The organism is Pseudoalteromonas sp. PS5, from assembly GCF_004103255.1.
Taxonomy (GTDB): domain Bacteria; phylum Pseudomonadota; class Gammaproteobacteria; order Enterobacterales; family Alteromonadaceae; genus Pseudoalteromonas; species Pseudoalteromonas peptidolytica.
Map to the genome: position 1 here is coordinate 1 of NZ_RCSQ01000064.1, position 14,519 is coordinate 14,519.

Genomic DNA, 14,519 nt, shown 5'->3' on the forward strand with positions numbered 1-14,519 from the left:
CGCGGTTAGCATCAGATTGACTTCTTCAAATTGCGCAAGTATTAAGTCAAATTGGTATTACGCTTCCAACTTGAGCAAGCACTGAGGTTAATTGGTATTAATGTTTTACTACGCAACTAAAATAAAGTGATGTTTATCAGAACAACAAGGTATCAATAAGCTAGATATGTCAATTTAGACTGTATAAAAGCAAAAAGCCTCGCGATTGCGAGGCTTTTTAAATGATGGTGCCCAGAGGCGGAATCGAACCACCGACACGAGGATTTTCAATCCTCTGCTCTACCGACTGAGCTATCTGGGCAAATCTTTTTAGTATCTTAATCCTTAGAGGGATTATCAATACAACTCCAATTAGCTCTACCAAATGAGCTAATTGGGTAAATCTTTTATTTTCTAAATAACTTAGTTATCTAGAAAATATAGGCTAACGCCTAAATTAAATGGTGCCGACTATCCGAGTCGAACGGATGACCTACTGATTACAAGTCAGTTGCTCTACCAACTGAGCTAAGTCGGCACACTAAATTAGTGGTGCCCAGAGGCGGAATCGAACCACCGACACGAGGATTTTCAATCCTCTGCTCTACCGACTGAGCTATCTGGGCAAATCTTTTTTATCTAAAAAACTCAATCTATTAAGTTATCTAGAAATATAGGCTAGCGCCTAAATTAAATGGTGCCGACTATCCGAGTCGAACGGATGACCTACTGATTACAAGTCAGTTGCTCTACCAACTGAGCTAAGTCGGCACACTAATTCGTGTACCATGCAGTTTCTGCATGCACCACATTGCTAATGCAATGATTTTTAATTTGGTGCCCAGAGGCGGAATCGAACCACCGACACGAGGATTTTCAATCCTCTGCTCTACCGACTGAGCTATCTGGGCGTGCGGCGTATTAAACGGGTTTTGCGGTTCTAAGTCAACCCTTTTTTTAAATACATTTATCGTTTGCACAGTTTTCAGGCAAAGCGGTCAAAATACCGCATTTTCGATGAAAAAACACGCAAGGCAGGCTAATTTCCAGTTTTAAACGCTTTTATCTGACTATCCCTGTACATATAGCATGAAGGCTAGCCACCTTTATATAGCAGTAAGCTCCCCCTCAAGTAATAGTCACCACTGTGTTGTTCTGGTTCTTTTACTTGCCGCTATAATGTTGCTTTGCATCCAGCCGCTTCAGTAAGATATCAATTACCTTCTCCACGGCTAATTTAGCATTAACCGTGTCGCCATTTGTGACTGCAAGAATCGCAACATTTCTTTCAGGTAATACAAGGTTGTCTAAATAGAATGTCCCGGTAAAGCCGTTATGATGAAACCGACTGTCATTAGGTGTAAGGATCCAACCTAATCCATATTCAGGCGTGACTGGCGTTAATAGTCGTGCATATGAACTGGCACTAATCAGATTATCATTACCCCTAGCACCGGCTAAATACGCCCCCAAGTAAATAGATAAGTCATGTAGTGTCGTATTGATTAACCCCGCAGGTCCAATCACTTTTGGTAAATCCACTCTATCTGTTGGCGTAATTGGGTGCCATTTACCTTCTCTCATTTGATGACCACTGGGCTGTCCATCTGGGTCATCATCACTAGCAGATCCAAAACCAACATCCGCCATCCCTAGTGGCTCGAATAGCTCTTGAGCAATAAGGCTTTCCCATGCTTGCCCGGTGACACGCTCTAACATATGGCCGGCAACAACATAACCGGCATTACTATATAGATAAGTCCCTTGCGGCACGGATCTTTGTGCATTTAATAGTTCGATAGTCCAATCATATCGTTGGCTCGTCATGTCTCTATTATCACGGTGCCACTTCCCCGAATACATAGACGCTAAATCCCGTTGCAACCCTGAAGTCATTGAAAGCAAGCTATTTAAGGTAACAGACTCAAGTTCTGGATTAATCTTACCTATAAGCTCTGGAAATATGTCGGCCACTTGACTATCAAACTCTATGACTCCTTGCTCAACAAGGCGTGCAGCCAATGTGGCAGTCATGGATTTGCTAAATGAACCAATAGACCACCTATCAAAGGCAGATACAGGGACTTGCCCAGTACTGCTTCGCACTCCAGTAACATCCAATTCGATTAATTCGTCCCCAGAAATGATAAAACCTCCCAATGCAGGCATGCTAAACTCGGCACGGATCAGCTCTAACTGATGAAAGAGTTGATCATCTCCGGCAACACCATATGGGGAAGTAAAGCCGACGCTGGGCTCGGTGGGAGTTTTAAGAGTAATGATTGATTTATCATTGTTATTACAGGCGCTGAACAGCAACACACATAATATGGCACAGAACCACGCTGGTACCCGTCGAGATTGATGTGAAAACATTAAGATATCCTTATAAGCGGGGAAGTTAACTAATATTACTTTATAAAAACGTTACTTAATATTTAATATTTATTAAAAAGCCATGATAACCATACTGATAAAAGACTACAGCTTTACTTTCAACACCCTGATTATTTTGATATTTTCAATACTCTTTTCTTTACCTCGATTTTAGTCACTGGTTGAAAAACGAGAGGTAAAAAGCTGTCGAAGGTGTTACGATTGCAACAGATGATACGTATAAATAATTCTTGCGAGATAAAGCATGCCAAATAGCGCAAACACTAACGGACAAGTACTCTTTCTTTTTGTCGCAATTCTTATAGTTGGAATGTGTAGCGCCACTGGGGCCTATTTACTTCCCAAGCAAACAAAAGCGCCAACCACAGCGACGGCTAACCTTAAACAGCAATCAACGACCATCTCTGAACCTTTAGCAAAAATAATTACTCAACATGGCTTTGATAATGCTAAACAAGTAGTACAGGCACTACTTAGTGGGAACGCCAACCTTGGGGCTTACCTTTATATCAATACAGGCATGGGGCAACCAAATTTGGTACTTCAACAAAGCCCGGGGGAGCCAGTTAATGCGTTAAATCGTGAGGAGTTTTATAACAAAGGCGACATGCAAGTCTACCATATGCCACTACAGTTAGACGGGCAAAATGTTGGCGAGCTTATCCTTACCTATACGCCAACACCAAGTACAACAGCCGAAGAAGACTCGATACTCGCATACGCGCTACTATTTATAAGTTTACTGGCTGCTATCTTTGTTTTTGTATTTACACAACGAAAGCTGTCTGCGACATCCAACAATGACAGTCAAGCGCTCGTAGAAGAGATAGAGCAACTCACCGCAGATAAAAATTATAAAGCGACAGTAGGTACCTACTACCGCGGTGGATTGTCTGACATCGCTTCATCTATCAATACGCTATTAAAGCAAGTTCAGACTTCGATTGAGTCTGATCAGGCCACTCAACACGAATTGAAACAGTTACAAGAAAGCCTAGAGACAGAAGTTCAGGCGCGAACATTGGCACTGGAGAAAGCCATTTTAAATGCTGAGCGTGCCAGCGATGCGAAAACAACTTTCTTAGCAACCATGAGCCATGAGATCCGCACTCCGATGAATGGCGTCATTGGGACTATCGATCTACTGCGACAAACCGATCTCGACGGTGCGCAGCACCGCTTAACCACCATCATTCGAGATTCTGCATTTTCATTACTTGGTATTCTTGATGACATTCTTGATTTTTCAAAAATCGAGGCAGGTAAGTTAAGAATTGATAACAGTCCTTTTTCAGTTGCTGAAACCACAGAAGAAGTGGCTCGAGTGCTCTCCTCTGTTGCCAAAAAACGTAAGCTAGATTTACAACTAGTGATAGCACCTGATATTCCAACTAACTTAGTGGGTGACACGGTTCGTGTAAGGCAAGTTCTATACAATCTATGTAGTAATGCCATTAAATTTACAACGACCGATGAGTCAACTCAAGGGTATGTCAAAATCGCAGTTGAAGTTTCACAAAATACCTCTGAGCATTATACCTTACGCTTTACCGTAACCGACAACGGTAAAGGTATGACTAAAGCACAATTAAGGGAAATCTTTAACCCATTCATCCAAGCCGAAGGCTCAATTACAAGAGAATTTGGTGGAACCGGGCTTGGACTATCTATTTGTAAAAGTTTAATTGAGTTGATGCTTGGCAGTATTCAAGTTAATTCAGATATTGGTATGGGTAGTGAGTTCATCGTTGAGTTGCCATTTAGCGTTGACGGTAAAGTAAATTATGCAAATAAACAGCTTCTAAATGCCCGAAGCGTTGCTTTACTGACGCCAAACAAAGAAAGGCAGAATATCTTAAACCGCTATCTTTCGTTCATGGGAGCGAATGTAATGGTAATTGACGATTCAGAAATTCCAGACCACCAACATGAGGATAAGCTGATCTGGGTATTGGATGGTCTTGATGGTATGGATAGGGTCAATGAAGAATTAAGAAGTATTGTTTATTCATTAGAGAAAAACGCACAACAGGTTGTTGTTTTGAGCAAAATGGACGAAGCGGCGCTGAATCACAAGCACATCTTCTACCTCAATGCCTCGCCTTTATGTAAGTCGAGCTTCATGACGTCTATTCTTGTGGCCGCTGGACTTCATAAACCCAAAGAGATCAAACCTACACGCACAATCAATGATTTTTTAAGTGTTGATGAAGCAAGAGCCACAAATAAGCTCGTGTTACTCGTTGAAGACAACGTATTAAACCAACAAGTGCTTACTGACCAATTGCACTTACTTGGCTATGGTGTCGAGGTGGCCGAAAATGGTGAGGAAGGACTTGAGCTATGGAAAAAAGAACACTTCCCGATTGTTCTAACCGATCTACACATGCCAAAAATGTCAGGCTACGACATGGTGAAAAACATCAGAGATTATGTTGAGACTGCGCCCGAAAACCTTGATCAGCCTTACATTATTGCGGTGACTGCAAATGCCTTAAAAGGTGAACGGGAGCGCTGCGAAACTGCAGGAATGAATGACTACATCACCAAACCTGTGGAGTTAAATGTATTAGAAACCACTTTAAACAAATGTATTGAGCAGCTGCCTCAAGCAAAACAGCCGCAGCAGAGCACGGCATCCCCCGAAGTCGAAGCAGCCTCACATACTGCATCTATTGACCCACTTGCGGTTCAAAGTACTGGATCCGCTTTACCTGAAGTAGTTGATAGTCCAAGTATTGACTCAGAACCTTTACCGACTCCAGCGATCAACATGGAGATGCTAAATAAGTATGTCAATCATGACGATGCCAAACGTAATCGTTTCTTTAGGATGTACTTAGAACAAAGTAGCCAATTGACCCGTGATATAAATGGCGCGGTTATCACTATGAACCAAGAAGAGATCATAGAAGCGTGTCATCAGTTAAAATCCATTTCAAAAACAATTGGTGCGCAAAGCGTCGCAGAAACCGCTACTGAGTTTGAAACTCTATGTAAAGAAAACACCTTAACTGGCGATCAGCTGATCCAAATGCGCGATAAATTAGAGCAAGATTTCTTGGCTGCAACTGAGTTTATCCAAGCATATTTAAGTCAAGAGGCATAACACTTTTGTTATAAGTAGCTGCTATCACATCAAATACCATTTGCATCCACAATTGTGATGCCCACTCAAACTCATGGTAGATAGCAGCGCCTTTATATAGCCGCACCAAACTAGCACCAAATGCTCTCTAATAATCTATTCGTTGTAGTGCTGAACGCATTTTATTCGCTTTCTGCCTACAAATGCTTCCCCTATTAATTCTCTGTGAGTATACTGACGCGCTTTTTTTAATTAGTTAGTCGTTACATACAACAAACACTAATTAAAATAGGTACTGGCCACCCGTTCAAAAAAAGTACAGGCATGCCATGACAATTTACCACCATGCTTAATCAGAGCATGCGGTATTGTTTGTCGCGCATCGCTAATCTGCATTGAAAAGTGTTCTGTTTACTGCGTCTCGTTTTTTAACGTCGTATTTAAAGTAAGTTGCTCATTATTCAGTGTTGATTGAAATAACAATGGCCAGATACAACACATTGATTAAATTAGGAAGTACATATGAATTCAGTTCCGAAGGCCGGAGAATTTTTGGGTCACCCTAAAGGCCTCTTCTTATTATTTGGTACCGAAATGTGGGAGCGATTTGGCTACTACGGTATGCGTGCCATCTTAGTTCTTTACCTTGTTGCTCAAGTACAAAATGGTGGGTTTGGTTGGAATAATGCCGATGCGCTTAGCCTATACGGTACTTTTACCATGGCAGTTTATCTTACTCCTCTATTTGGTGGTTGGCTTGCCGACAACGTACTAGGTCAGCGTAAAGCCATCATCATTGGTGGTATTCTAATGGCTGCAGGCCACTTCATTATGGGTATTCCACACAGTATTGTTGCAGGACAAGAAGTAAATGTGTTTTACCTTGGCTTGGCACTACTTTGTATAGGTAACGGCCTATTTAAACCTAATATTTCCACTATGGTTGGCGATCTATACCAAGAAGGTGACAAGCGTCGTGACGGTGCATTTACTATTTTCTATATGGGTATCAACTTAGGTGGTGCACTGGGTCCACTTGTTGCGGGCTATGTTGCTGCGGTAATTAACTGGCAGGCTGGCTTTATCGCCGCAGGTGTTGGTATGGTTATTTCAGTGGTTATGCAGCTGATCTTAAGCCAAAAATATTTAGGCGATATAGGTAAAATACCCTCAGCAAAGCTATCTCAGCAAATGTCTGATTCAGCCACAAAAGCACCATTAACAAAACAAGAAAAAGACCGTATACGTGTAATTTTCACGATGAGTGTATTCTCTATTATCTTCTGGATGGGTTTTGAGCAAGCCGGTGGTCTGATGAACTTGTTCGCTAATGACTATACTAACCGCATGCTGATGGGCTTTGAGATCCCTGCTTCTTGGTTCCAATCTCTAAACTCTATTTTTATTATTATTTTCGCACCTTTAGTTGCAATGATATGGCTAAAACTGGATAAGAAAGAGCCAAACTCTCCGGTTAAGTTTGCCATTGGCCTCGTTTTCCTTGCGTTAGGCTTCTTGACTATGATGTTAGCACTGGCAACTGAAGGTGCAGAAGCAGGCGGCACACTGCAGATCAGCATGATCTGGTTGGTATTGTTCTACCTATTCCATACCTTAGGTGAGCTGTGTTTATCACCAATTGGCTTATCAATGGTAAGTAAACTTGCGCCACTACGTTTAGCGTCATTGCTCATGGGTATTTGGTTCCTATGTACAGCGGTTGCGAACAAGCTAGCTGGTCTTGTGGGCTCATTCATCGGTGAAGGCCAAGAAGCCATGAACAATGCAATGAGCATTTTCATTGGCTTAGGCGGTGTCGCTCTACTATCAGCAGTTCTCATGTATCTACTAAGCAATAAGCTCGTTGACTGGATGCACGGTGCAGAGGGCAATCATGAGCCGCACACTCAGGAGCACTATTTAGCTGAAGAGCTAGAAGTATCCGCTGAGAAGCAATAATATTTACCGTAAACCACGCTGTTCAGGCGTGGTTTACCCCCTCTCGCAGCATTAAGTGTAAAGATTTAAATACAGCCTTTCCTATTTCGCCTTTCCAATTAGTCTTATGTTCAGAACACTTCACCTCACACTCTTGATCTAGAAAAACAATAAAAGCCAGTAAAATCAAAATATAAGAAAAACCATACTTAACACCTCGTATTTTTCCTTTGGTATTTTCACTCAAAATTTAAACAAAAATAAGTTTGACTTCGTCTGTGTCGATTTTGTGTCTTTTGCATGGCAATTGTGCAACTAAATTTACAAAGTGCGCTATGGCTATTTACGCCCTTTAACTTCCCCTTTGCAGTAATTTGATTAATTATCCAGTCATAAATTCTAACAAGTCACCCAGTGCTTAATACGGGAGTAAAACAATGAGTGAAGTAAATAATCCACTAGGCCTAGTCGGCATCGAGTTCACAGAGTATGCAACACCAGACGCTGATTATATGGATAAGGTATTCACTGACTTTGGATTTTCAAAGCTAAAGAAATTTAAAGATAAAGATATCGTGTACTACAACCAACACGATATTCACTTCCTGTTGAATAACGAGCGTGAAGGCTTCTCAGCAGAGTTTGCAAAAAGCCATGGCCCTGCAATTTGCTCAATGGGCTGGCGTGTTGAAAACGCGCAAAAAGCGTTTGAAACTGCTGTAGAGCGTGGTGCAAAACCGGCGACTGATTCAACACACAAAGACTTACCATACCCTGCGATTTACGGTATTGGTGACAGCCTTATCTATTTCATTGAAAACTTTGGTGACAAAGGCTCAATCTACGAGCAAGACTTTGTAGACCTAGAAGAGCAAAGCATTGTTGCTGATAAGGGCTTTAAGCGCATCGACCACCTCACAAACAATGTTTATAAAGGGACGATGGAAACCTGGGCTAACTTCTATAAAGACGTATTTGGCTTTACCGAAGTCCGTTATTTTGATATCAAAGGTCAAAAAACCGCGCTACTTTCATACGCACTTAAGTCACCATGTGGCACCTTCTCTATTCCAATCAACGAAGGTAAAGACGACAACAATAACCAAATTGATGAGTACCTAGATGAGTACAATGGTCCAGGTGTACAGCATTTAGCGTTCTTAACTGACGATTTAGTTGGCTCATTAGATAAACTAGACAAGAGCACAATTGCAACTCTCGATATTGTTGATCATTACTACGACACTATCTTTGATCGTGTACCATGGGTTAAAGAAGACAAAGAAAAAATCAAGCAACACCAAATCTTAGTCGATAGCCAAAGCGAAGACTGCTACCTACTACAGATCTTTACTAAGAATCTGTTCGGCCCAATCTTCATCGAAATGATCCAACGTGTTGATGATGGTGGTTTTGGTGAAGGTAACTTCCAAGCGTTATTCGAGTCGATTGAGCGTGACCAAGAACGCCGTGGCGTGATCTAAACACACCTATCAAATTAATTAAAAAGCAGCTAGCGATAGCTGCTTTTTGTGGTTTATCAAATTGCTATTACAACTTGAGTTTTTCATTTTTGACCATAACTCAAGTTGAAAGCCAAAATTAAAGGAAAGGCAATGTCTCAAATTAATGAAACACACGACATCCAGTTAAAGAGTTGGGTAGCTAGTGCAAATGCAACTGGAACTGATTTCCCCATTCAAAACTTACCTTTTGCAGTATTTCGTCGTAAGAATAGTAATGAAGAGTTTCGTGGCGGTGTTGCGATTGGCGATCAAGTACTAGATCTTGGCGCTGTTGTTGACGCTAACCTGCTTTCAGGTGATGCAGCACAGGCTGCAGAAGCGGCAAATGCCCCAGCATTAAACGAATTTATGGGCATGGGTCAACAGTACTGGTCAGCATTAAGACTTGCGCTTTCTCGTGCATTACGTGAAGGCTCTGAGCTGCAATCAAGCCTTGAAGGCGCATTGGTTGCTCAAGATGACGTGGAATACGCTTTACCTTGCCACATTGGCGATTACACCGACTTTTATACCTCTATCTATCACGCAACGGCAGTAGGTAGCCTATTCCGTCCTGATAACCCACTGCTTCCGAACTATAAATGGGTACCAATCGGTTATCATGGCCGTTCTTCATCTATTGGTGTTTCAGGTCAAGCCTTCCCTCGCCCTAAAGGCCAAACCAAAGCACCTGACGCGGATACGCCATCTTTTGGTCCTTGTAAGCGCCTAGACTACGAGCTAGAGCTAGGTATTTACCTTGGTAAAGGTAATGAACTTGGCGACTCTATCGCAATTAAAGACGCTGAAGATCACGTTTTTGGTTTTTGTTTGTTCAATGACTGGTCTGCACGTGACTTGCAAGCCTGGGAATATCAACCATTAGGTCCATTCCTTGCGAAAAACTTTGCCTCAACTGTTTCTCCTTGGGTTGTAACCACAGAGGCTCTGGCACCATACCGTACTAACTGGCATCGTGATGAAAACGACCCACAGCCGCTGGAATACTTAGAGTCAACGCAAAACCGCGAGTCTGGTGCAATTGATATTCGTATGGATGTACTACTCGAGACTGAACAAATGCGTAGCGAAGGGGCTAAGCCAAGCAAATTGTCTGAATCCAGCTTTAAGCATAGTTACTGGACGGTTGCACAAATGGTTACTCACCACACGGTGAGTGGCTGTAACTTTTTACCGGGCGATATGCTAGGTTCGGGTACGCAATCAGGCCCAGAGCACGAAGAGGCAGGCTCATTACTTGAACTATCACGTGGTGGTAAAGAAACCATCACTCTAGAAAATGGTGAAGAGCGTAAGTTCTTAGAAGATGGTGATAAAGTAATTATGCGCGGCTGGTGTGAAGCTGATGGCTATAATCGTATTGGCTTCGGCTCTGTTGAAGGCACCATACTTCCAGCCAAATAATCGTAATTAACCGTGAGTTAATCGCAAATTTATTTACTTTTAAATCAAAGGCATGATTATTTCATGCCTTTTTTTAGTTCTAAAAACTGGAAATTTGACTAAAAATTGTTAGAGTGTAGCGCTGAATTTAATTTGAGGTTGAATGTTGCAAGTACTCAAGCGCCTATATCTGAAGCTGTTTAAGCCCACTCAATTGATTGTCCGTCAAGACGCCAATGTAAAGATGATCGTACTACCATCTTGGCTTCAAGTATGTTTGTTGATGATTTTCGCTGCAATTGCACTGTGGTCTGTAAACGCCGCAATCCAACTTCATAACAACAATATTCAGCTCTCTCAAGGACAGCAAAATCTCACTCAGTTGCAAGCAAAGTGGCAGCATGAAAAGGCACAATTAGAGCAGACCATTACCCAGCAGCAAAACACTTTAGCGCAGTTATCACAGCAACATAATGTGCTCGAGTCGTTAATAGATGCAACCGAACTTGCGGCCAGCAATAGCAAGACAGATGAACACTCAACGGACAAAGAAGCATCACCAGACAATGACAATACTTTCGCACCTCAAGCTGCCAAATTACTGTTGCAACAACAAACCTTGAACCGCGCTCTTGGTCAAAAATACGCAACTGACATAGCACAAATAAAAGCTTCAATCGATAGTGTAGGTTTGCAACTTGCAGACTCTTCAGATGCGCAAGGTGGTCCCTACTTTCAAGCTGATTTAGCCTTAGTCGAAGCCAGCTTTATCAATACTATCGATTACTATACAAGCTATGCACAGTTATCCACCATGATAGGACAGTTGCCTGACACCCTCCCAGTTGAGCAAGAGAAGTATTACGTGTCCAGTGCATTTGGTTTTCGTAAAGATCCGATAACAGGGCGTCGTGCTTTTCATAAAGGTATTGATTTAGCTGGGTGGCATAAAACAGATATTGTTGCCCCTGCCGCAGGTGTTGTAAAAAGAGCTGGAAAAAACGGTGGTTATGGCAAGTTTATTGAAATCGAACATGCTAATGAGATCACAACTCGATATGGACACTTACATACCATCAAAGTAAAAAAAGGTCAGCAAGTAGACAAGGGTGACGTTATTGCTTTGATGGGAAGTACAGGAAGAAGTACCTCTACTCACTTGCACTATGAGGTGATCCAAGGTAAAAAACACTTAAACCCAATTAAAATCGCTCGCGCTTTCAATAAATAAACTGAAATTTAAATAAGTGATCAGCAAACTTACTACTTATTCAGGTTTCATCACATCTATTGTTTTGACGCTGCGACAGTGAGGACTCGTGTTTAACTCATTTAAAAGTCAGACAAGTAGCATCCCAGCTATCATCACCCACACCACCCAAATTTCTGGCGATATTACCTGTGAAACAGAATTGCAACTAGACGGCTCCGTACAAGGTAACTTAAACGTCAATAAGCTCACTATAGGTTCAACCGGTCTCGTAACAGGCAACATTCACTCTTCAGATTTGACCATACATGGAAAAGTCGAGGGGGATATTCACGCCAAGCAAGTAACTCTGCGTCCAAGTGCACAAGTATTTGGCAATATCGAGCATGAAACACTGACAATTGAAGCTGGCGCGCATGTGGAAGGTAAGCTCACTCACCACAGCGAAAGAGCCAATAATGTGACATTAATTGACTCTTCAGCTACGCAAACCACCAATAATTAAACTGAGCTGGGGATAATGAATCTGAGGCTTGGTTAATTAGGATTTCTTCGCACTGATATACATATTTATATCAGCGTGAAATACCTTTTCTCCAGAGTTACTGAACACTTCGACAGGCACAATTAACTCTTCTTTGTCTTCCCATGTCCGAGGGTATTCAATTTTGGCGATCGCATGCAGATCAGTTTCCGCTTTTGCCAAATATTGTACAGTCATCCCCTTTGGGATCCAACGATGTGACTTGTGATTGATTGTGGCATCGGTCATCACACCTGCGCACAACTCGGCAAGATTGCATTGCGCTATCGCATGTACCGTTCCAATGTGATTGTGGATGGCTTTTCGGTTCTTAATTGTCGCTTTACATATTCCAGGTTGTAACAGTGTTATCTTTGGTTTGATGGTGCCAAAGTAAGGTGCTTTACGACAAACAGCTTTGCTAAACATCCATTTGCCAAATGGCAACCAACTCATTCTTTTATAAATTTTTAGAAGTGGTGCAGACATAAGTAGAATCAAAATATTAATTTGCTTAAAATTAACACATCTGACCAGTTTATCAACTACCGAAAATGCACAAAGAATCAAATATCTTAAAAATTTGCTAAATCGGCGCTTTGTCCTGTCTTTTCAAATTTTCCGCAATACAATGGCGGCCAAAAGGAGACATCATGACCGCAACCAACTCAAAAGCCCTAATTTTTATTCTTGCTCTACTCGTGATTTTTTGCCCATTAGGTATCGACCTGTACCTCCCTGCTTTTGTTGATATGCAAGCTAGCCTTGAAGTATCTGAAAATAAGATCCAGCAAACTGTTAGTATTTATATGTTAGCAGTTGGTTTAGGACAACTCATCGCGGGTCCATTAGCAGACAAATATGGTCGTAAACCAATTTCACTTATTGGAATAAGTTTGTTTGCCATTGGTGCAGTCATGGCAAGCTCAGTATCAACGTGGTCATTAATGATGGTCGCACGTGTTTTGCAGGGCTTAGGCGCGTGCGCCACTTTCGTCAGCGCTTTTGCGATTGTCAGAGATAGCTTTGGTCATAAAGGTAGCGGCCAGATGATCACTTACTTAAATGGTATTGTGTGCTTTATCCCTGCCCTCGCGCCAATTCTTGGTGCATGGCTTACAGTTGAATTTGGCTGGCAAAGTAATTTTAGTTTTTTGGCTGGATTTGCTTTAGTTGGATTGTTGCTCATCATCTTGCTTTATAAAGAAACTCGTCCAGAGGACACGCATTACAGTGGTCATATTCTAGACCTAAGACGCTTTACACCTATGCTAAATAGCAGCACCTTTGTTTACAACGCAATGCTCACTATGCTTGGTATGGCCGCAATGCTGGTCTTCGTGATTTCAGCACCGGGCTGGATCATGGCAAAAATGGGGGGCAGTGTGTCTGACTTTACCTTTTGGTTTACTGGTAACGCAATATTTAGTATTGCTGCAAGCTTTATCGCCCCACACTTTATTAAACGTAACAGTCAGAAATCCCTCACTTTTGGATTAAGCATTTCTTGCACCAGTGGCGTTATCCTATTGTTGTTACCACAAACTGACATTGTGCATTTTGTATTACCAATGTACTTAGCATCTATCGGCTTTGCTTTTACCATAGGTGCTGCGGCTGGCAAAGCTCTATCAGGGTTTGCAAAGCAAGCAGGTACAGCTTCTGCTCTTATTGGCGTATTACAAATGAGTGGCGGGGGGTTACTCGCAACAATGAGTCAGCCTTTAGCACTAAAGGCACCAACTCAACTAGCAATGCACCTACTACTCGCGTTGCCTTTCTTAGCGCTATTGGTAACTAAACACCGCCACCAGCTTCATAGCGCCACTTAATAGTAATTACTCAGTGGCGCCCTGTGAGCTTATTAGGACGTTGATAGTTGAGAAGGTTATACCAATTATTTTGATTAAGTGTTCTATTTTCAAGCGAGAAAATTTTGTCGATAGCACCGCTACCGCGTCCTGTTAGCGTCAGATTTACTCCTTCAAATTGAGCAAATATTATGGCTAATTGGTATTATTACTTTCGGTTACAAGCCATGTAGACCTAAATTGGAGTGGTGTAGGTACGTCAAAAGCCGATATTTATCGCGATGGTAGTAAAATTGTCACAACTAGCAACGATAATAGCTACACAGACAGCATCAGTGTTAAAGGTAGCGGTATCATAGCTACTCAATATGTGAGCAAAGTAGTAAAACAACCTGCTCGACGACCAAAACTGTGGTGTTTTAACTCCCAACCAATTCGACAATGCCGATCATAGATCGGCATTTTTTTGTCTTTTAATCTTGTTATTACTTTAAATTATACCAATTATCTTAGTTAAGTGGTCTATTTTGAGGCGAGAAAACCTTATCGATAACCCCGCTACCGCGTCCTGCTATCGCCAAGGTACCTACATCCGTGTAGGCAAGGCGAAAATTTTGCTATTTAGTTGTTCTAAATAAGAAATTTTTAACGCGGTTAGCATCAG

The 14,519-nt window shown here is 41.8% G+C and carries 9 protein-coding genes and 5 tRNA genes; 7 read left to right on the plus strand and 7 right to left on the minus strand.

The window, feature by feature from the left end; all coding sequences use genetic code 11:
• Positions 1-225 precede the first annotated feature (225 nt).
• The 6 genes from D9603_RS08905 to D9603_RS08930 form a co-directional block, all read right to left on the minus strand.
• Positions 226-301 (minus strand) — tRNA-Phe (locus D9603_RS08905).
• Positions 302-441: 140 nt separating this feature from the next.
• Positions 442-517 (minus strand) — tRNA-Thr (locus D9603_RS08910).
• 12 nt (positions 518-529) lie between these two features.
• Positions 530-605: transfer RNA gene (locus tag D9603_RS08915), tRNA-Phe, on the minus strand.
• A gap of 69 nt (positions 606-674) precedes the next feature.
• Positions 675-750: transfer RNA gene (locus D9603_RS08920), tRNA-Thr, on the minus strand.
• A 64-nt stretch (positions 751-814) separates the two neighbouring features.
• Positions 815-890: transfer RNA gene (locus D9603_RS08925), tRNA-Phe, on the minus strand.
• Positions 891-1,143: 253 nt separating this feature from the next.
• Positions 1,144-2,355, minus strand: a complete 1,212-nt coding sequence (locus tag D9603_RS08930) for a serine hydrolase domain-containing protein (protein WP_128731034.1) — start codon at positions 2,353-2,355, stop codon at positions 1,144-1,146.
• Positions 2,356-2,620: 265 nt separating this feature from the next.
• On the opposite strand from D9603_RS08930, the gene D9603_RS08935 reads away from it, so the two are divergent.
• The 6 genes from D9603_RS08935 to D9603_RS08960 all read left to right on the plus strand — a co-directional run bounded on the left by D9603_RS08935 (position 2,621) and on the right by D9603_RS08960 (position 12,026).
• Positions 2,621-5,485: an ATP-binding protein gene (locus D9603_RS08935; protein ID WP_128731035.1), complete on the plus strand. Its 2,865-nt coding sequence runs from the start codon at positions 2,621-2,623 to the stop codon at positions 5,483-5,485.
• A 501-nt stretch (positions 5,486-5,986) separates the two neighbouring features.
• Entirely contained in the window at positions 5,987-7,423 is a 1,437-nt protein-coding gene (locus tag D9603_RS08940; RefSeq protein WP_128731036.1) for a peptide MFS transporter, read from the plus strand.
• A 416-nt stretch (positions 7,424-7,839) separates the two neighbouring features.
• Complete coding sequence (hppD, locus tag D9603_RS08945) at positions 7,840-8,886, plus strand: 4-hydroxyphenylpyruvate dioxygenase (protein ID WP_125251618.1); 1,047 nt, start codon at positions 7,840-7,842, stop codon at positions 8,884-8,886.
• A gap of 132 nt (positions 8,887-9,018) precedes the next feature.
• Entirely contained in the window at positions 9,019-10,332 is a 1,314-nt protein-coding gene (gene fahA / locus D9603_RS08950; RefSeq protein ID WP_128731037.1) for a fumarylacetoacetase, read from the plus strand.
• Positions 10,333-10,474: 142 nt separating this feature from the next.
• Positions 10,475-11,542, plus strand: coding sequence for a M23 family metallopeptidase (locus D9603_RS08955; protein WP_128731038.1), 1,068 nt, complete (start codon positions 10,475-10,477; stop codon positions 11,540-11,542).
• An 88-nt stretch (positions 11,543-11,630) separates the two neighbouring features.
• The gene (locus D9603_RS08960; protein WP_128731039.1) at positions 11,631-12,026 is read left to right on the plus strand and encodes a polymer-forming cytoskeletal protein; all 396 of its coding nucleotides are present in this window, start codon (positions 11,631-11,633) and stop codon (positions 12,024-12,026) included.
• A gap of 36 nt (positions 12,027-12,062) precedes the next feature.
• Here D9603_RS08960 and D9603_RS08965 read toward each other — a convergent pair whose 3' ends face one another.
• On the minus strand, positions 12,063-12,533 hold the full coding sequence (locus D9603_RS08965) for a hotdog fold domain-containing protein (protein ID WP_128731040.1): 471 nt from the start codon (positions 12,531-12,533) through the stop codon (positions 12,063-12,065).
• A gap of 164 nt (positions 12,534-12,697) precedes the next feature.
• Here D9603_RS08965 and D9603_RS08970 point away from each other — a divergent pair, with 164 nt between their 5' ends.
• Positions 12,698-13,876, plus strand: coding sequence for a multidrug effflux MFS transporter (locus tag D9603_RS08970; protein WP_128731041.1), 1,179 nt, complete (start codon positions 12,698-12,700; stop codon positions 13,874-13,876).
• The last annotated feature ends 643 nt before the right edge of the window (positions 13,877-14,519 follow it).

Bases quoted from the DNA above. Each gene is read 5' to 3' on its own strand.
- D9603_RS08930 (WP_128731034.1), bottom strand. From the start codon at position 2,355: ATGTTTTCACATCAATCTCGACGGGTACCAGCGTGGTTCTGTGCCATA.
- D9603_RS08935 (WP_128731035.1), top strand. From the start codon at position 2,621: ATGCCAAATAGCGCAAACACTAACGGACAAGTACTCTTTCTTTTTGTC.
- D9603_RS08940 (WP_128731036.1), top strand. From the start codon at position 5,987: ATGAATTCAGTTCCGAAGGCCGGAGAATTTTTGGGTCACCCTAAAGGC.
- hppD (WP_125251618.1), top strand. From the start codon at position 7,840: ATGAGTGAAGTAAATAATCCACTAGGCCTAGTCGGCATCGAGTTCACA.
- fahA (WP_128731037.1), top strand. From the start codon at position 9,019: ATGTCTCAAATTAATGAAACACACGACATCCAGTTAAAGAGTTGGGTA.
- D9603_RS08955 (WP_128731038.1), top strand. From the start codon at position 10,475: ATGTTGCAAGTACTCAAGCGCCTATATCTGAAGCTGTTTAAGCCCACT.
- D9603_RS08965 (WP_128731040.1), bottom strand. From the start codon at position 12,533: ATGTCTGCACCACTTCTAAAAATTTATAAAAGAATGAGTTGGTTGCCA.
- D9603_RS08970 (WP_128731041.1), top strand. From the start codon at position 12,698: ATGACCGCAACCAACTCAAAAGCCCTAATTTTTATTCTTGCTCTACTC.